This is a genomic window from Variovorax sp. IB41 (assembly GCF_016405905.1).
Lineage (GTDB): Bacteria > Pseudomonadota > Gammaproteobacteria > Burkholderiales > Burkholderiaceae_C > Variovorax.
Genome location: NZ_JAEFCB010000009.1, coordinates 48,683 through 65,340, shown reverse-complemented (window position 1 = coordinate 65,340; position 16,658 = coordinate 48,683). Strand labels below are relative to the sequence as shown.

Below are 16,658 nucleotides of genomic sequence, written 5' to 3'. Positions count from 1 at the left end.
CCGAGGGAGACGCCATGCCATCCATGTCCGAAAGCGAACGCATCGCGCTTGCAGCCCGCCTTCACGTGGCACTGCGGCGAAAGCACGGGCGCGTGACCGACACCGAATGGATGGCCACCAATGCCGAGTACGCCGCCGAGATCGTGCGCATGACGCGCTTGCATGCCGCCGAGACCAAGGACGAGGAGCTCGACCAGCTCGCGACGCGGCTGGAGCTGGCGATGGAGCCTCTTGCTCGGGCGGCGCGGCTCGCGGCGCGGCAACCCGATGGGACGCCGCCTACGCCGCCGCCTCGCTATGTCGGCGGGTTGCGCTGACGTTTTTAGTTGGCGTTCAGGGCGGGTGCACAGGCCACCGGGTGCTCCCCTCCGCGAATGTCCTCCGGGCTTCGCCCTCCCCCTTTATTTCGCTGCGGGGAGCACCCGATGCCCTGCGCACTGGTGGGCGCTGCCAATGAGCGGCCGATAACGACCGCTCTGATGACGCCTCAGTTCGCGGCCAGCGCGGCCTTGCGAATCGACTGCAGCGTGCTGGCCGGCGTGATCGCCTCGGGGTCCAGCAGGCAGTGCAGGATCGCCGGCTTGCCGCTGGCCCGTGCACGCGCGAGTGCGGGGCCGAATTCTTCCGTCGTGGTCACGCGCTCGCCGTGGCCGCCGAACACCTCGGCGTAGCCGCGGAAGTCGGGGTTCTTCAACTGCGTGGCGCTGATGCGGCCGGGGTAGTGCTTTTCCTGGTGCATGCGGATCGTGCCGTACATGCCGTTGTCCAGCAGCACCACGAGGATCGGCAGGCCGTACTGCACGGCGGTCGCGAACTCCTGGCCATGCATCATGAAATCGCCGTCGCCCGCGAACACGACCACCTCGCGTTCGGGCCACAGGCGCTTGGCGCCAACGCCGGCCGGCAGGCCGTAGCCCATCGAACCGCTGGTGGGCGCGAGCTGGCTCGCGAACGCGCGGAACGGCCAGAAGCGGTGCACCCAGGTCGCGAAGTTGCCCGCACCGTTGCAGAAGATGGTGTCGGCCGGCAGCACCTCGCGCAGGTGCTGCATGACCTCGCCCATCTGCAGCGGACCGGGAATGCGGATGGGCGCCGGGTCGCTCCAGCGCAGAAACTCTTCGCGCGCGGTCTTCGTCTCGGCCTGCCACGCGGGCGGTGACGCGGGGCGCAGCGTGGACACGGCTTCAGCGAAGGCCTGCGGCGTGGCATGAATGCCCTGCGCCGGGCGGTAGAGCTTGCCGAGCTCGTCGGCATCCGCGTGCACATGCACCAGCGCCTGCTTCGGTTGCGGGATCGCGAACAGCTCATAGCCCTGCGACGGCACTTCCGACAGACGCCCGCCCACCAGCAGCACGAGGTCCGCATCGCTGACGCGCGCCAGCATGCGCGGGTTCGCGCCGAGCCCCAGGTCGCCCGCGTAGCAGGGGTGCTCGGCGGACATCAGCATCTGGCGGCGGAACGAGCAGTAGACGGGCAGCGCATAGGCCTCGGCGAACTGCGCGAACTGCTGCGTCGCGGCTTCGGACCAGCGGCTGCCGCCCAGGATGACGACGGGCCGTTGCGCTTGCGACAGGCGCTGCTGCAGCTCGGCCAGTTGTGCCGCGCCGGGATGGGTTTCGGTCACGGCATAGGGCAACGCATCGGCCACCACGGCGGCTTCGGTCAGCATGTCTTCCGGCAGCGCGATCACCACCGGACCGGGCCGGCCCGAGGTCGCGACATGGAAAGCGCGCGAGACGAGTTCGGGCACGCGCGCCGGGTCGTCGATCTGCACGACCCACTTGGCCATCGTGCCGAACACCGCGCTGTAGTCCAGCTCCTGGAAGGCTTCGCGGCCCATCGCGTCGCGCGCGACCTGGCCGACGAACAGCAGGAGCGGCGTCGAGTCCTGGTGCGCGATGTGCACGCCCGCCGCCGCGTTGGTGGCGCCGGGGCCGCGCGTGACGAAGCAGACGCCCGGCTTGCCCGTGAGCTTGCCCTGCGCCTCGGCCATCATCGTGGCGCCGCCCTCCTGCCGGCACACCGTCACGTCGATCGATGCATCGTGCAGCGCGTCGAGCACGGCCAGGAAGCTTTCGCCGGGCACGCAGAAGAGCTGCTTGACGCCGTGGGTGATGAGCTGGTCGACCAGGATCTGGCCGCCGGTGCGGGAGGAAGTCATGTGGGTTCCAGTGGAATGAAGATGTTCAGGAGAGCGCGGCGCAGGCAGCGGCGATCCGCGCACAGGCCTCTTCCAGCTGCGCCATCGACGTCGCATACGAGATGCGGAAATACGGCGCGAGCCCGAACACGCTGCCCGGCACCACGGCCACGTCGAAGTCCTGCAGCAGGTAGCGGCAGAAGTCGCTGTCGGTCTGCAGCAGCGCGCCGCCAGCGGTGCGTTTGCCGAGCACGCCGGCACAGCTCGCGAATGTGTAGAAGGCACCCTCGGGCACGCGGCAATGCAGGCCCGGCGTGCGGTTGAGTGCGGCCACGACGAAGTCGCGGCGCTGTTGAAACGATGCGCAGCGCTCTGCCACGATGCCCTGCGGTCCGGTGAGCGCCTCGATCGCCGCGGCCTGGCTCACCGACGACGGGCACGAGGTCGACTGGCTCTGCACCACGGCCATCGCCGCGATCAATGCGCGCGGCCCGGCGCCGTAGCCCACGCGCCAGCCGGTCATCGCATAGGCCTTGGACACGCCGTTCACCGTGAGCGTGCGTTCGCACAGGCGCGGCTCGACCGCCACCGGCGTCGCGAAGGCGAGGCCGTCGTAGAGGATGTGTTCGTAGATGTCGTCCGCCAGCACCCAGACGCCCGGGTGATCGAGCAGCACGTCGGTGATCGGCTTGAGCTGCTCGGCGCTGTAGGCCGCGCCGCTCGGGTTCGAGGGCGAGTTGAGAAACAGCCAGCGCGTGCGCGGCGTGATGGCCGCCTGCAGCTGCGCCGCGGTCAGCCGAAAGCCGTTCTCCTCGCCGCACGCCACCGACACCGGCACGCCGCCGCAGATCTGCACGATGTCCGCGTACGAGGTCCAGTACGGCGCGGGCAGGATCACTTCGTCGCCCGGATCGAGGCTCGCCATCAGCGCATTGAAGATCACCTGCTTGGCGCCCGCGCTCACGCTGATCTCGTCGAGCGCGAATTCGAGCGCGTTGTCGCGCTTGAATTTGAGCTGCACCGCCGCCTTCATCGCCGGGCTGCCGTCGAGCACCGTGTAGCGCGTGTCGCCGCGCGCAATGGCCTGCGAGGCCGCATGCCGGATGTTCTCGGGCGTGTCGAAGTCGGGCTCGCCCGCGCCCAGCACGATCACCGGGCGGCCGGCGCGCTTGAGCGCCTGCGCATGGTCGGTGATGCGCAGGATCTCCGAGACATGGATGGCGCGCACGCGTTGCGCCGGCGAGAACACGGCGGCGTCTGTCACTTCGCGTAGGCTTCCAATGGCTTGTCGTTGGGTTCGAGCAGCAGTTGCTTCAGGGCCGGGCTCATCGGCAGATTGAGGCTCGTGTTCTTCGGCGGAATCGCGGCCACGAACCACTTGGTGTAGATCTTCTCGAGCTCGCCGCTCTTCATGAGCTTGCGCAGCGACTCGTCCACCGCGGTCTTGAAGGCCGGATCGTCCTTGCGGAACAGGAGCGCGATCGGCTCCGAGCCCAGCGCGTCGCCCACGATGCGGTAGGCCGCCGGGTTCTTGGAGTTCGCGATGATGCCGGCGAGCAGGTTGTCGTCGAGCACGAAGGCATCGGCGCGGCCCGACTCCATGAGCAGGAAGCTCTCCAGGTGGTCCTTGCCGAGCATCGTGTTGTACGAGACGTTCTGCGCGCGCTCGCGCTTGCGCAGCAACTGCACGGCGGTGGTGCCGGTCGATGCCGACACGTTGCGGCCCGCGAGCTGGTCCAGCGTGGTGATGCCCGAATCGACCTTGGTGGCCATGCGCACTTCGCTCACATACGTCGTGAGCGCGAAGGCCACCTGCTGCTGGCGCGCGGTGTTGTTGGTGGTGGGGCCGCAGCCGATATCGAGCGTGCCGTTCTGCACCAGCGGGATGGTGTTCTGCGCGGTCACGGCCATGTATTCGAGCTTGGCGTTGGGCGTGATGTCTTTCAGCACACGCTCGCAGAGCTCGACGTGGTAGCCCACGTACTTCTCGCCCGCGCCCAGCATGTAGGCCATCGGCGGCGAGGCTTCGCGCACGCCGAGCACGACCTTGCCGCTCGCCTTGATCTTGTCGAGCGTGCCGCCCGTGGGCGCCTGCTGCGCGGTGGCGGTGGTGCCGAAGGCGAGCGCGAGCAGCGCTGCGGTGGCGAGGGTCTTCTTCATTTGCTTTTTCATCTTCTCTGTCTCCTGGTAGTTTTTCTTGGATGCGCGCGGCCGCCGCCTTGCCGCTGCAGCCAAGTGCTGCGCGGCAAGACCAACAGGCCGGGGCCGATCAGTCGCCGATATCGAAGGTCACGCCCTGGGCCAAGGGCAATGCCGTCGAGTAATTGATGGTGTTGGTCGCGCGGCGCATGTACGCCTTCCAGCTGTCCGAGCCCGCTTCGCGCCCGCCGCCGGTTTCCTTTTCGCCGCCGAAGGCACCGCCGATCTCGGCACCGCTCGGGCCGATGTTGACGTTGGCGATGCCGCAGTCCGAACCCGCGCTGGACATGAAGCGCTCGGCCTCGCGCACGTTGAGCGTGAAGATCGACGACGACAGGCCCGCACCGACGGCGTTGTGCCATTCGATGGCTTCATCCAGCGTGCTGTAGCGCACCACGTAGAGGATGGGCGCGAAGGTCTCGCGCAGCACCGGGCCGTCGTGCGACTTCAGCTCCACCAGCGCGGGGCGCACGTAGTAGGCCTCCTGCGTGCCGATGCCGTCCACGCGCTGGCCGCCGTGCACCTTGGCGCCGAGTTCGCGGCTTTCGCCCAGGGCCTTCTGCATGCCGTCGAAGGCCGCGCGGTCGATCAGCGGACCGACCAGCGTGCCGGCCTCGCGCGGATCGCCCACCTGCACATTGCCGTAGACCTTCGCGAGCTTGGGCACCAGCTGGTCGTACACGCTGTCGTGCACGAACAGGCGCCGCAGCGTGGTGCAGCGCTGGCCGGCGGTGCCCATCGCCGAGAACGCGATGCCGCGCAGCGTGAGATCCAGGTCGGCCGAGGGCGTGACGATGGCGGCGTTGTTGCCGCCCAGTTCAAGAATGGCGCGGGCAAAGCGCGCAGCGAGCTTGGGCCCGACCTGCCGGCCCATCGCCGTGGAACCGGTGGCCGAGAGGATCGGCACGCGGTGGTCGTCCACCAGCACTTCGCCGATGTCGCGCTGGCCCAGCAGCAAGCCCAGCAGGCCTTCGGGCGCATCGCCGAAACGCTCGATGGCGCGCTGCGCGATGGCGTGCACGGCCAGTGCGGTGAGCGGTGTTTTTTCGGACGGCTTCCACACCACCGAGTCGCCGCACACCAGCGCGAGCGCCGCGTTCCACGACCACACGGCCACGGGGAAATTGAAGGCCGAGATCACGCCGCACACGCCCAGCGGATGCCAGGTTTCCATCATCCGGTGCTCGGCGCGCTCGGTGGCCAGCGTGAGGCCGTAGAGCTGGCGCGAGAGGCCGACCGCGAAGTCGCAGATGTCGATCATCTCCTGCACCTCGCCCGCGCCTTCGGACGGAATCTTGCCGGCCTCCAGCGTGACGAGGCGCCCGAGGTCGCGCTTGGCGGCGCGCAGCTCTTCGCCCAGCAGGCGCACCAGCTCGCCGCGGCGCGGCGCCGGCACGTTGCGCCAGGCCTTGAAGGCTTCGTGCGCGCGGCCGATGGCGCCGGTGGCCTCCGCGACCGTGGTCTGCGGCACCTGTGCAATCACCTCGCCGCTGACCGGCGAGCGCACCACGAGCTCGCCGCCGGTGTGGGCGGCACGGGGCACGCCCAGGCGCTGCAGCAGTTGTTCGACTTCGGTGGGGAGGGAAACAAGGGTCTGGGCTTCTGACATGGACGCTCCGGGGTGGAGGAAGAGAAGAAGAGAGAAGAAATGGAACGGCGAGGAACGGCGAGGAACGGCGAGGAACGGCGAGGAACGGCGGAACCGGGCCAATATGTGCGAATCCCGCGCCGTTGCATAGTGAAAAATTGGAAGGACTTGATGCGTTTGCGGAATGAACTCGGCGTCCGCTCCCCGCGCGTCGGGCTGCGCGCCTACGCACGACGCTGCCGTGGGCGCCGAAGATTCCGCACCTTCACTTCCCGCCCCGGACGCGCCATGAAGCTCATCCACTCCCTCTACGCCGCGATCCATGCGCTGATGGCGCTCGCTTTCGCGGTGGCCTCGATCGTCCTGGTCGTGATCGCGGCGCGCGCGGGCTGGGGCGCGGTCATGCACGGCCTGGACCTGCCGGCCGCCGAGGCGATCATCGAAGCGGTGGGCCTGCTTGCGGCCGGCGTGGTGGCGCTGCAGATCTCGCAGACCGTGCTCGAGGAAGAAGTGGTGCGCGATGCGCACATCGGCGCACCGACCCGCGTGCGCCGCTTCCTCTCGCGCTTCATGGTGGTGATCGTGGTGGCCGTCGCGGTCGAAGGGCTGGTCGCCACCTTCAAGGCGCGCGAGGCGCCCGAGCTGATGCTGCACGCCGCCGCGATGCTGGGCGCCGTCGGTCTGCTGATGGCGGGCTGGGGAATCTTCATCCGCCTGAACCGCTACGCCGAGGAGCTGGAGCCCGAGGCGATGGAAGAGGCCAAGAGCGAAGACCGCAAGCTGAAGTGATCAGCCCGGTGCGGGCGCGTCGGGCAGCGAGATCTTCTGGCCTGCCGGTGAGCCCGCGAGGCTCTGCGCCGGCCGCCTGAGCGTCGCGTCGAACGGGTTGATCTTCGGCCCGATGGCCGCCGCTTCCCGCTTGAGCAACTCGACCACCGTCGGCATGCGGTCCACGTTGAGACGGTCGGCGATCGTGCCCACGCTCAGCGCAGCCACCGCGCGCCCTTCACGGTCCAGGATCGGCACCGCCACACCCGCCATGCCTTCGAGCAGCCCGGTGTTGCGCCCCGCGTAGCCGGCCTGCCGCACGCGCTCGATCTCGGTGCGCAGATAGACCTCGTCGTACACGCCGTACTCGCGCACCCGCGAAAGATTGAAGCGGATCACTTCTTCGCGCTCCGCCTCCGGCAAAAACGCCAGGATCGCGAGCGCCCCCTGCCCCACGCCGAGCGCGATGCGCCCGCCGATGTCGCCGGTGAACGAGCGGATCGGAAACGGCCCTTCGCTGCGGTCCAGGCACACCGCGTCGAAGCCGCTCCGCACCAGGAGAAAGATGCTGTCGCCCAGGCTCGCGCACAGGCGCAGCAGCACCGGCCGGCAGATCGCGCGCAGGTCGCCGGGGTTGCCGGCGTTGGCCGCGAGCGCGAAGAAATCGATGCCCAGGCGGTAGAGCTTGGTGCGCTCGTCCTGCTCGACCATGCCCTCGGCCATCAGCGCCTGCAGCAAACGGTGCGTGGTGGCTTGCGTGAGGCCCACCGAGCGTGCGATCTGCGTCACGCGGCCGCCTTCGGCCTGCACCGCGCCGAGCGCGCGGATCACCGAAAAGACGCGCGGCACGCCGCCGCTGGATGCGGTCGACGCCGAAGCGGCCTCCGAAGGGGTTTCCATACCTTGCTCCTGTGGAATTTTCTGCATTGATTTTAGGTTTTATATTCCAATGAATGGAATAAATCAGAGAAAGATTCTGATTAATGGAATACCCGAGGCGTTCTGGCGCAATCGTTGCAATAGAGTGAATTGAAAGTACTCAGCGGTCCATGGCCTGCACCAAGGTGTCGCACGCCATCTTTGGGTCCCCCACGAAAGGCGCTTCCATGTCATTCCTACGGCTTACCGACGTGACCAAGTTCTACGGCAGCACCCGCGCGGTGTCGGCGATGAACCTCACCGTCGAAAAGGGCGAGTTCGTCTCGCTGCTCGGCCCCTCGGGCTGCGGCAAGACCACGACGCTGCAGATGATCGCGGGCTTCGAGGCGGTCTCCAGCGGCCGCATCGAACTCGCGGGCAAGGACATCACCAACGCCAAGGCCAACACCCGGGGCCTCGGGATCGTGTTCCAGAGCTACGCGCTCTTTCCGCACATGACGGTGACCGACAACGTGAGCTTCGGCCTGGAGATGCGCAAGATGCCCAAGGCCGAGCGCGCCGAACGCGTGAAGCAGGCGCTCGCGCTGGTGCATCTGGAGCCGCACGCCACGCGCTACCCGCGCGAGCTCTCGGGCGGCCAGCGCCAGCGCGTGGCGCTCGCCCGCGCGCTGGTGATCGAGCCGCCGGTGCTGCTGCTCGATGAGCCGCTCTCCAACCTGGACGCCAAGCTGCGCGAGGAGATGCAGTTCGAGCTGCGCCAGATCCAGCGCAAGGTCGGCACCACCACGGTGATGGTCACGCACGATCAGAGCGAAGCCATGTCGATCAGCGACCGCGTGGTGGTGATGGAAGGCGGCTGCGCCACGCAGATCGACCATCCGCACCGCGTGTACGAACACCCGAGCACGCGCTTCATCTCCACCTTCGTGGGCAAGGCGAACCTCCTGAACGGACGCGTGACGACCTGCAGCACCGGCAGCTGCAACGTCGAGGTCGGCCCGCTCGCGGTGCAGGTCGACGAAGACGGCTTCAAGGCCGGCGCCGCGGTGCTCATGAGCGTGCGGCCCGAAAAGCTCCAGCTCGTTACCGCGGGCCGCGGCCGGCTCGACGGCACGGTGCAGGAGCGCTTCTTCCTCGGCAGCCAGTGGCTCTACCGCATCGCCACGCCCGCCGGCGACCTCATGGTGCTGAGCCCCAACGACGGCCGCGATGCGCTCGACGAAGGCAATGCCGTCGGCATCGACTGGCCCGCGCACTGCACGCGCCTCTTGCCGGCCGAGGAGGCGGGCGCGGCATGAGCGGCATCCGGAACAAGGCGGCGCCCTGGTGGCTCTCGGGCCCCGCGCTGCTGCTCTTCACCGCGCTGCTGCTGGTGCCGCTGCTGCTCACCGCCGTGCTGTCGTTCAACGTGTACGACCCGGCCACCGGCCCGAAGGCCGGCGAATTCACGCTCGCGCACTACGCGCAGGTGTTCACCGACTCGTACTACCACGGCATCTTCTGGCGCACCTTCTGGATCTCGGCGCTGGTCACGCTGATCTGCGTGGTCATCGGCGCGCCCGAGGCCTATGTGCTCAGCCGCATGCGCAACCCGTGGCGCTCGATCCTCTTGTTGGTGGTGCTCGCGCCGCTGCTCGTGTCGGTGGTGGTGCGCGCCTTCGGCTGGAGCATGCTGCTCGGGCCCGAGGGCGCGGTGAATTCGCTGCTGGGCCTCGTGGGCATCGGGCCGGTGAAGATGCTCTACACCGAGATCGCGGTGATCGTCGCGCTGGTGCACGTGATGCTGCCGTTCATGGTCATTCCGGTGTGGACTTCGCTGCAGAAGCTGGACCCCGGTGTCGAGAACGCGGCGCTCTCGCTCAAGGCCTCGCCCTTCACCACGCTGCGCCGCATCGTGCTGCCGCAGGTGATGCCCGGCATTCTCTCGGGCAGCCTGATCGTCTTCGGCCTCGCCGCGAGTTCGTTCGCGATTCCGGGGCTGCTCGGTGGGCGTCGTTTGAAGATGGTCGCGACGGTGGTCTACGACGAGTACCTGAGCGAACTGAACTGGCCGCTCGGCGCAGCCATCGCACTCACGCTGCTCGCCGCGAATTTGATCGTGATGCTGAGCTACAACCGCCTCGTCGAAGGCCGCTACAAGAAAGCGCTGGGCTGACCGCATGAGCAAGAACGGCCCCATCGCCCTCGCGTTCAACGCGCTCGTCATCACCTTCATGCTGGCACCGCTGCTGGTGGTGTGCATCGTCGCCTTCACGCCCGAGAACACGCTGACGATTCCGACCACCAGCTTCTCGCTGCGCTGGTTCGCCGCGGTGTTCGCGCACCCCGACTTCATGCAGTCGTTCTGGAACAGCCTGTGGCTCGCGCTGGCCTCGGCCACCATCGCCACGCTGCTGGCGGTGCCGGCCGGCATGGCGATCACGCGCTATGAATTCCCGGGGCGCGATTTCCTCAACGGCCTCTTTCTCTCGCCGCTGATCATTCCGCACCTGGTGCTGGGCGTGGCGCTCTTGCGCCTGTTCGCGCTGGTGGGCGGCACGGGCAGTTTCGGCTGGCTGGTGATGGCGCATGCGCTCATCGTCACGCCCTACACGCTGCGGCTCGTGGTGGCCGCGCTCGTGGGTTTCGACCGCAGCGCGGAGCAGGCCGCGCTCTCGCTCGGCGCGAGCCAGGCGACGGTGTTCCGGCGCATCACGCTGCCGATGATCCTGCCGGGCGTCACGGGCGGCTGGATGCTGGCCTTCATCAACAGCTTCGACGAAGTGACGATGTCGATCTTCGTGACCTCGCCGAGCACGGTGACGCTGCCGGTGCGCATGTACATGTATGCGACCGAGTCGATCGATCCGCTGATGGCGGCGGTCTCGGCGCTGATGGTGGCGGTGACCGCCATCGCGATGGTGATCCTGGACCGGCTCTACGGGCTGGACCGCGTGCTGGTGGGGCGCAAGTAGATGGCATCGACCGCATCGCACGCGCTGCTGCATCGCGTGGCCGAGACCGGCCGCGCGGCCGTGGCCTTCACGCTCGATGGCGAGCCCGCTTCGGCGCTCGCCGGCGACACGGTGCTCACGGCCGTGCTCACGCAGGGCAGTCAACTTCGTCGCAACGAATTCAGCGACACGCCGCGCGCCGGCTTCTGCATGATGGGCGCCTGCCAGGACTGCTGGATCGCGACCGCCGAAGGCGAGCGCCTGCGCGCCTGCTCCACCTTCATCGCGCCGGGCATGGCGCTCGTGACCGGGCGGAGCGGCGCATGACGAATGCAGAACTTCAACCCGTGATTGTCGGCGCCGGACCGGCCGGCGTGCGCGCAGCACAAGCGTTGGTCGCGCACGGCTTGCGCCCCCTCGTGATCGACGAGGCCGCCCGTGCCGGTGGACAGATCTACCGCCGCCCGCCCGCCAACTTCATCCAGCGCACCGCGGCCACGCTCTACGGCTTCGAAGCCTCGCGCGCGAACGCGGTGCATGCCGCCTTCGATGCATTGCGCGATCGCATCGACTACCGCCCCGACAGCCTCGTGTGGAACGCGCAGGCCGGCGTGCTCGACGTGCTGCACAACCCCACGCGCACCACGACGCGCGTGCCGCATGGCGCGTTGATCGTCGCGACGGGCGCGACCGACCGCGTGCTGCCCGTGCCGGGCTGGACGCTGCCCGGCGTCTACACGCTCGGCGGCGCGCAGGTCGCGCTCAAGTTCCAGGGCTGCGCGATCGGGCAACGCGTGGTGTTCATGGGCACGGGGCCGCTGCTGTACCTCGTGGCCTACCAGTATGCGAAGGCCGGCGCGAAGGTCGCGGCCGTGCTCGACACCGCGCGCCTCTCGGACCAGATCGCCGCGACGCCCGCGATGCTGCGCCAACCCGCCGTGTTCGCGAAGGGCGTGTATTTCGTCGCGTGGCTGCGCGCGCACGGCGTGCCGCTGCACGGCGGCGTGCGTCCGTTGCGCGTGACCGGCGACGCCGATGCGCGCCGCGTCACCGGCGTCGCGTGGCACGACGGCCGCGAGGAGCGCACGCTCGACTGCGACGCCGTCGGCTTCGGCTACGCGCTGCGCTCGGAGACGCAACTCGCGGACCTGCTCGGCTGCCGCTTCGAGTTCGCGCCGATGCACCGCGCCCACCTGCCGATGCGCGATGCGGCGGGCCGCGCGAGCGCCCCCGGCGTGTACCTCGCGGGCGATGGCGCCGGCATCATGGGCGCCGATGCGGCCGAGTGGGCAGGCGAACGCGCCGCGCTCGCGCTGCTCGCAGATCGCGGTGTGGCCGTCGATGCCGCGCGCGCCGAAGCGCTCGAACGCAAGCTCGAAGGATTGACGGGCTTTCGCCGCGGACTGGAACGCGCCTTCCCGCTGCCGCAGGACTGGGCCGCGAACGCGCCCGACGACCTCGTCGTCTGCCGCTGCGAGAACGTCACCGCCGGCACGCTGCGCCAGACGGTCTCTTCCAACGGCGCCGACGAGATGAACCGCCTCAAGGCGCTGTCGCGCGTCGGCATGGGCCGTTGCCAGGGACGCATGTGCGGCGTGGCAGCGGCAGAGATCCTCGCGCATGCGACGGGCCAGCCGCTGCAGCAGGTGGGCCGGCTGCGCGGGCAGGCGCCGATCAAGCCGATTCCGATCCATCTCGCCGTGCATGCATCGGCCGAAGGAGCCGGCGCATGAGTTCGCTCCGCACCCTGCGCACCGATGTGGCCATCGTCGGCGGCGGCATCGTCGGCTCGTCGGCCGCGCTCGCGCTGCGGCACATGGGCATCGGCGTGGCGCTGCTGGAGCGCGACCTCTGCGGCTCGCGCTCTAGCGGCGTGAACTTCGGCGGCGTGCGGCGCCAGGGGCGGCCGCTGAGCCAGCTGCCGCTCGCGCAGCGCGCGCACCAGATATGGGGCCGCCTGCCCTCGCTGCTCGGCACCGACGGCGAGTACCTGCGCTCGGGCCATTTCAAGATCGCGCGCAGCGAATCGGACATGGCCTCGCTCGAACGCTACCGCGCACAGAGCCTCGATTTCGACCTCGGGCTCGAACTGATCTCCGCGGCGCGCCTGCGCGAGCGCTGCCCTTGGCTCGGCCCGCGCGCGGTCGGCGGCTCGCTGTGCGTGGAAGACGGGCAGGCCAATCCACGCCTCGTGTCGCCCGCGTTCGCGCTCGCGGCGCAGCGCGCGGGCGCGCAGATCTTCGAGCGCCACCCGGTCGACGAAGTGGCGCACGACGGCGCGATGTTCATGCTGCGCTCGGGCAATGCGCTCCAGGTGCATGCGCCGGTGCTGCTCAACTGCGCGGGCGCGTGGGCCGCGCCGTTCGCCGCCCAATTCGGCGAGATCGTTCCGCTGCGCGCGAGCCATCCCGTGATGGCGGTGACCGAGCCGATGCCGCACTTCATGGACTGGAGCCTCGGTGTCGAGGGCGGTGGCATCTACGGCCGGCAGGTGGCGCGCGGCAACCTCGTGCTCGGCGGCGGCCGGGGCTATGCGCTCGATGCCGACCGCGCCCGCGTCGACCGCGACGCCATCGCCACGCTCGCAATGCAGGCCATCGAGCTGCTGCCCGCGCTGCGCCATGCGCATTTCATCCGCACCTGGAGCGGCACCGAGGGCAACATGCCCGACCGCCAGCCGGTGCTCGGGCCCAGCCGCACGACGCCCGGCCTCTTTCATGGCTTCGGCTTCTCGGGCGCGGGCTTCCAGATCGGCCCCGCCGCGGGCGAGGTGCTGGCCGAGCTGGTGCGCGATGGCCGCAGCAGCACGCCGATCGATGCGTTCGCGGTCGACCGCTCCTTTCCCGACGAAGAGGGAGAAGGCGCGGACGAAGAACAAAGCCCTTCCTCGTCCGTCTCCAGTTCCACTTCCGTCCCCACCCTCCCCTGAAAGGCAACCACCATGTCCCGCACCATGTCCTGTTCCCAGAAGACCTTTTCCCTTCGCCGGACCCTGCTCGGGGCGGCGGCGGTGTCCTTGCTCGCGGCCACCGGCGCGGCCAGCGCGCAGACCAAGACGCTCTACATCGGCATGAACGGCGGCACCATGGAGAAGGCGTACACGCAGTACGTGTTCCCGGCCTTCGAGAAGCTGTACGGCGCGAAGGTGGTGGTGGTGCCGGGCACCTCGTCGGACATCCTCGCGAAGGCGCAGGCCAACAAGGACCGCCCGCAGATGCACGTGATGTTCCTGGACGACGGCATCATGGTGCGCGCCATCGGCATGGGCCTGTGCCAGAAGCAAAAGCCCAACCCGTCGCTCGCCGAGATCTACCCGGCCGCGCGCTTCAAGGACGACATGGCCAGCGGCGTGAGCCTGGGCATGACGGGTCTCGCCTACAACGCCAAGATGTTCAAGGAAAAGGGCTGGGCCGCGCCCACCTCGTGGATGGACCTGGCCGACCCGAAGTTCAAGGGCAAGGTGGTGTTCCAGTCGATGTCGTCCTCGTCGTTCGGGCTGCACGGCTTCTTGATGTTCAACCGCATCCAGGGCGGCAACGACAAGAACGTGGAGCCCGGCTTCAAGGCCTGGCCCACCACCGTCGGCCCCAACGTGCTGGAGTACATCCCCAGTTCGGCCAAGCTCTCGGAGATGGTGCAGACCGGCGAGGCGGCCATCTTCCCGCTCACGCCCACGGCCGTGGCCGCGCTCAAGACCAAGGGCATTCCGGTGGAGTACGCGCCGCCCAAGGAAGGCGCGGTGGTGCTGATGGTGGGCCAGTGCGTGATCGCCAACAACAGCGAGCCCGAGCTCTCGCAGAAGCTCGCCGAGTTCTTGCTCAGCCCGCTCGCGCAGGCCAACGTGCTCCAGTACGGCGCGCAGATCCCGACCAACCCGAAGGCGCCGGCCGTGGGCGAAGGCGCGACGCAGGTGGCGGACATCAACAAATGGATGAAGACTGCGATCACCATCGACTGGGAGAGCATCAACGCGAACCGGCCCGCATGGAACTCGCGCTGGAACAAGACGATTGAGAAATAGGCTCGCCCCCAGTCTTCGCGCACTTCGTGTCGCTTCGCCAACCCCCTACCGGGGGCAACACCTGAGGCCCGGCAAAGCCGGTTCCTCGGTGTTCTCGAAGGGGCGGGGCGGGCGGTTAGGTGGTTAGGCCTTCGTCTTTCGCATCAGCACCGGCAGACACAGCAGGTAGAGCACGGCGCCAACCAACCACACGATGCCCGGGAAGCGCACGCGGAACGCGAAGTAGAGCGAGCTGATCATGAGCGGGCCGACCACCGAGGCCAGGCTGGAGATGCTCGCGAGCACGCCTTGCAGCCGCCCCTGGTCGGCCTCGCCCACGCGCCGCGAGAGCATCGCCTGCAGCGCGGGCTGGCCGACGCCGCCCATGCACAGGAACGGCAGCAGCGCGAGCGCCATCCAGCCCTGCGAGGCGAAGGCGATCAACGCGTAGGCCGTGCAGTCCGAGAGCGTGCCGACCGCGATCGCCGCGCGCTCGCCCCAGCGCTCGACCAGCGGGCCCGCCAGGACGCCCTGCACCAGCGCATGGATCAGGCCGAAGCCCGCGAGCGAGAGGCCGACCGTGGTGCCGCTCCAGGCGTAGCGGTCTTCGCCGTGGATCACCCAGGTCGTGCCGGCCACTTCGCCCACCAGCACGAGCACCAGGAAGACACCGAGGATCGGCAGCAGCGCGGGAAAGCCTGCGGCCCAGCGCAGCGGCGCGAGCGGATGCAGCACGCCGCGGTCGAAGGGCTTGGACGCGAGCGCGGGCGGACGCGACTCGCGCAGCACCAGCAGGCCGACGAGAAAGGTGATGCCGTTGAGCACCGCGGCCGCCACGAACGGCAGCCGCACGCCGTGGTCGCCGAGCACGCCGCCGATCGCCGGTCCGGCGATGAAGCCCAAACCGAAGCACGCGCCCATGCGGCCGAACCAGCGCGCGCGCTGGTGCTCGGGCGTGAGGTCGGCGATGGCCGCCGAGGCCACCGCCATGCTCGCGCCGGTCATGCCCGCGATCGCGCGGCCCACGAACAGCATCCACAGCGAGGGCGCGAAGGCCATGAAGAGCGCATCGATCGCCGCGCCGGCCACCGAGACCAGCAGCACGGGCCGCCGTCCGAAGCGGTCGCTGAGCGCGCCGAGCACGGGCGCGCAGAGGAATTGCATCAGCGCGTAGAGCGAGAGAAAGGCGCCGAAGTGCCAGCCGAGGTCGCCCGTGTGGCCGACCTCGCGCAGCAGGCTCGGCAGGATGGGCATGACCAGGCTGATGCCGATGGCGTCGAGCGTGACGATCGCCAGGATCACCCCCTGCGCGTGGCGGCTGCCCGCGGCGGCAACCGAAGAAGATGTGTTGGAATTTATCATTGATAAGGAATTATCATCGATAAATTCCTGGCTGGGAAGTCCCCGTACCATCGGTCCGGAAACAGGCTTGGATCACAGGCACGGACATCGGCATGAAACTGGATAGCGAAACGATCCTCGAGGCGGCGCTCGCGCTGCTCGACGAGGTCGGCATGGACAAGCTCAGCACGCGGCTCCTGGCCGAGCGCCTGGGCGTGCAGCAGCCCGCGCTGTACTGGCATTTCAAGAACAAGCGCGCGCTGCTCGACGCGATGAGCGGCGAGATCCTGCGCCGCGCGCACGAGCGCCGGCTGCCGCTGGAAGGCGAGTCATGGGGAGAGTTCCTGCGCGAGAACGCGCGCAGCTTTCGCCGTGCGCTGCTGGCACGGCGCGACGGTGCGCGCCTGCATGCGGGCACGGAGCCCGATCCCGGCGACCTGGAAATGGTGGAGGCCCAGCTTGCAGCCGTGGTCAGCCGCGGCATGCCGGCGACAGATGCGATGGCGCTGATGATCGCGCTCGGCCGCTACACCGTGGGCTGCGTGCTGGAAGAGCAGGCCGCGCCCGACGACGCGCCAGCGCGCCAGCAGACGCTCGATGCCGCCGCGGCATCGCGGCCCCTGCTGGCCGAGGCGTTTGCCAGCTACCGCAAGGCCGGGCCCGATGCGATGTTCGACATCGGCGTGGAGTTCATGATCGAAGGCGCGAAGGCGCGCCTTGGGAACAAGAAAACCGAAGAGGGCAAGGAGCCCAAAGCCACGCGGCGCAAGCCGACACCGCGCCGCTGAGACGGCCTTTCACACGACCTCG

General features: G+C 68.9%; 16 protein-coding genes. 10 read left to right on the top strand and 6 right to left on the bottom strand.

The genetic code is table 11. The annotated features are described in order from the left end of the window. Window positions 1-14 precede the first annotated feature (14 nt). Window positions 15-317: a hypothetical protein gene (locus JC881_RS17645; protein ID WP_198787013.1), complete on the top strand. Its 303-nt coding sequence runs from the start codon at window positions 15-17 to the stop codon at window positions 315-317. A gap of 170 nt (window positions 318-487) precedes the next feature. On the opposite strand, the gene JC881_RS17640 is transcribed toward JC881_RS17645, so the two are convergent. From JC881_RS17640 to amaB, 4 genes are all read right to left on the bottom strand, one after another. Next, a complete protein-coding gene (locus tag JC881_RS17640; protein ID WP_198787012.1) occupies window positions 488-2,161 on the bottom strand; it encodes a thiamine pyrophosphate-binding protein in 1,674 nt (557 codons plus the stop codon). 25 nt (window positions 2,162-2,186) lie between these two features. Beyond that, complete coding sequence (locus JC881_RS17635; protein WP_198787011.1) at window positions 2,187-3,404, bottom strand: pyridoxal phosphate-dependent aminotransferase; 1,218 nt, start codon at window positions 3,402-3,404, stop codon at window positions 2,187-2,189. Then, window positions 3,401-4,312: an amino acid ABC transporter substrate-binding protein gene (locus JC881_RS17630; protein ID WP_443083356.1), complete on the bottom strand. Its 912-nt coding sequence runs from the start codon at window positions 4,310-4,312 to the stop codon at window positions 3,401-3,403. The genes JC881_RS17635 and JC881_RS17630 overlap by 4 nt, the downstream gene beginning before the upstream one ends. Window positions 4,313-4,409: 97 nt before the next feature. Next, the gene (amaB, locus tag JC881_RS17625; protein ID WP_198787009.1) at window positions 4,410-5,948 is read right to left on the bottom strand and encodes an L-piperidine-6-carboxylate dehydrogenase; all 1,539 of its coding nucleotides are present in this window, start codon (window positions 5,946-5,948) and stop codon (window positions 4,410-4,412) included. 267 nt (window positions 5,949-6,215) lie between these two features. On the opposite strand from amaB, the gene JC881_RS17620 reads away from it, so the two are divergent. Beyond that, window positions 6,216-6,716 carry a hypothetical protein gene (locus JC881_RS17620; RefSeq protein WP_198787008.1) on the top strand — a complete coding sequence of 167 codons (501 nt, stop codon included), beginning with the start codon at window positions 6,216-6,218 and terminating at the stop codon, window positions 6,714-6,716. Here the strand turns inward: JC881_RS17620 and JC881_RS17615 are convergent, their stop codons facing one another. After that, window positions 6,717-7,595, bottom strand: a complete 879-nt coding sequence (locus tag JC881_RS17615) for an IclR family transcriptional regulator (RefSeq protein ID WP_198787007.1) — start codon at window positions 7,593-7,595, stop codon at window positions 6,717-6,719. 206 nt (window positions 7,596-7,801) lie between these two features. Here JC881_RS17615 and JC881_RS17610 point away from each other — a divergent pair, with 206 nt between their 5' ends. The 7 genes from JC881_RS17610 to JC881_RS17580 are packed head-to-tail and all read left to right on the top strand — an operon-like array spanning window position 7,802 to window position 14,528. Beyond that, window positions 7,802-8,872 carry an ABC transporter ATP-binding protein gene (locus tag JC881_RS17610; RefSeq protein ID WP_198787006.1) on the top strand — a complete coding sequence of 357 codons (1,071 nt, stop codon included), beginning with the start codon at window positions 7,802-7,804 and terminating at the stop codon, window positions 8,870-8,872. Further along, complete coding sequence (locus JC881_RS17605) at window positions 8,869-9,729, top strand: ABC transporter permease (protein WP_198787005.1); 861 nt, start codon at window positions 8,869-8,871, stop codon at window positions 9,727-9,729. The genes JC881_RS17610 and JC881_RS17605 overlap by 4 nt, the downstream gene beginning before the upstream one ends. 4 nt (window positions 9,730-9,733) lie before the next feature. Continuing rightward, window positions 9,734-10,528, top strand: coding sequence for an ABC transporter permease (locus JC881_RS17600; protein ID WP_198787004.1), 795 nt, complete (start codon window positions 9,734-9,736; stop codon window positions 10,526-10,528). Then, window positions 10,529-10,834: a (2Fe-2S)-binding protein gene (locus JC881_RS17595; protein WP_198787003.1), complete on the top strand. Its 306-nt coding sequence runs from the start codon at window positions 10,529-10,531 to the stop codon at window positions 10,832-10,834. It abuts the gene before it with no gap. Then, on the top strand, window positions 10,831-12,240 hold the full coding sequence (locus JC881_RS17590; protein ID WP_198787002.1) for an FAD/NAD(P)-dependent oxidoreductase: 1,410 nt from the start codon (window positions 10,831-10,833) through the stop codon (window positions 12,238-12,240). The genes JC881_RS17595 and JC881_RS17590 overlap by 4 nt, the downstream gene beginning before the upstream one ends. Then, a complete protein-coding gene (locus tag JC881_RS17585) occupies window positions 12,237-13,436 on the top strand; it encodes an NAD(P)/FAD-dependent oxidoreductase (protein ID WP_198787001.1) in 1,200 nt (399 codons plus the stop codon). Before JC881_RS17590 ends, JC881_RS17585 begins: the two co-directional genes overlap by 4 nt. 24 nt (window positions 13,437-13,460) lie before the next feature. After that, on the top strand, window positions 13,461-14,528 hold the full coding sequence (locus JC881_RS17580; protein ID WP_198787000.1) for an ABC transporter substrate-binding protein: 1,068 nt from the start codon (window positions 13,461-13,463) through the stop codon (window positions 14,526-14,528). Window positions 14,529-14,651: 123 nt separating this feature from the next. Here JC881_RS17580 and tet read toward each other — a convergent pair whose 3' ends face one another. Then, window positions 14,652-15,869: a Tet(A)/Tet(B)/Tet(C) family tetracycline efflux MFS transporter gene (gene tet / locus JC881_RS17575; protein ID WP_198786999.1), complete on the bottom strand. Its 1,218-nt coding sequence runs from the start codon at window positions 15,867-15,869 to the stop codon at window positions 14,652-14,654. A 92-nt stretch (window positions 15,870-15,961) separates the two neighbouring features. Between tet and tetR the strand changes: the two genes are divergently transcribed. Further along, window positions 15,962-16,636: a tetracycline resistance transcriptional repressor TetR gene (gene tetR / locus JC881_RS17570; protein WP_198786998.1), complete on the top strand. Its 675-nt coding sequence runs from the start codon at window positions 15,962-15,964 to the stop codon at window positions 16,634-16,636. Window positions 16,637-16,658 lie beyond the last annotated feature (22 nt).

What these genes read in the sequence shown, in the direction of transcription:
- JC881_RS17600 (WP_198787004.1), top strand. Translation starts at nt 9,734, where the DNA reads ATGAGCAAGAACGGCCCCATCGCCCTCGCGTTCAACGCGCTCGTCATC.
- JC881_RS17595 (WP_198787003.1), top strand. Translation starts at nt 10,529, where the DNA reads ATGGCATCGACCGCATCGCACGCGCTGCTGCATCGCGTGGCCGAGACC.
- amaB (WP_198787009.1), bottom strand. Translation starts at nt 5,948, where the DNA reads ATGTCAGAAGCCCAGACCCTTGTTTCCCTCCCCACCGAAGTCGAACAA.
- JC881_RS17590 (WP_198787002.1), top strand. Translation starts at nt 10,831, where the DNA reads ATGACGAATGCAGAACTTCAACCCGTGATTGTCGGCGCCGGACCGGCC.
- JC881_RS17610 (WP_198787006.1), top strand. Translation starts at nt 7,802, where the DNA reads ATGTCATTCCTACGGCTTACCGACGTGACCAAGTTCTACGGCAGCACC.
- tet (WP_198786999.1), bottom strand. Translation starts at nt 15,869, where the DNA reads ATGATAAATTCCAACACATCTTCTTCGGTTGCCGCCGCGGGCAGCCGC.
- JC881_RS17620 (WP_198787008.1), top strand. Translation starts at nt 6,216, where the DNA reads ATGAAGCTCATCCACTCCCTCTACGCCGCGATCCATGCGCTGATGGCG.
- JC881_RS17645 (WP_198787013.1), top strand. Translation starts at nt 15, where the DNA reads ATGCCATCCATGTCCGAAAGCGAACGCATCGCGCTTGCAGCCCGCCTT.
- JC881_RS17640 (WP_198787012.1), bottom strand. Translation starts at nt 2,161, where the DNA reads ATGACTTCCTCCCGCACCGGCGGCCAGATCCTGGTCGACCAGCTCATC.
- JC881_RS17630 (WP_443083356.1), bottom strand. Translation starts at nt 4,312, where the DNA reads ATGAAAAAGCAAATGAAGAAGACCCTCGCCACCGCAGCGCTGCTCGCG.
- JC881_RS17615 (WP_198787007.1), bottom strand. Translation starts at nt 7,595, where the DNA reads ATGGAAACCCCTTCGGAGGCCGCTTCGGCGTCGACCGCATCCAGCGGC.
- tetR (WP_198786998.1), top strand. Translation starts at nt 15,962, where the DNA reads ATGAAACTGGATAGCGAAACGATCCTCGAGGCGGCGCTCGCGCTGCTC.
- JC881_RS17605 (WP_198787005.1), top strand. Translation starts at nt 8,869, where the DNA reads ATGAGCGGCATCCGGAACAAGGCGGCGCCCTGGTGGCTCTCGGGCCCC.
- JC881_RS17585 (WP_198787001.1), top strand. Translation starts at nt 12,237, where the DNA reads ATGAGTTCGCTCCGCACCCTGCGCACCGATGTGGCCATCGTCGGCGGC.
- JC881_RS17580 (WP_198787000.1), top strand. Translation starts at nt 13,461, where the DNA reads ATGTCCTGTTCCCAGAAGACCTTTTCCCTTCGCCGGACCCTGCTCGGG.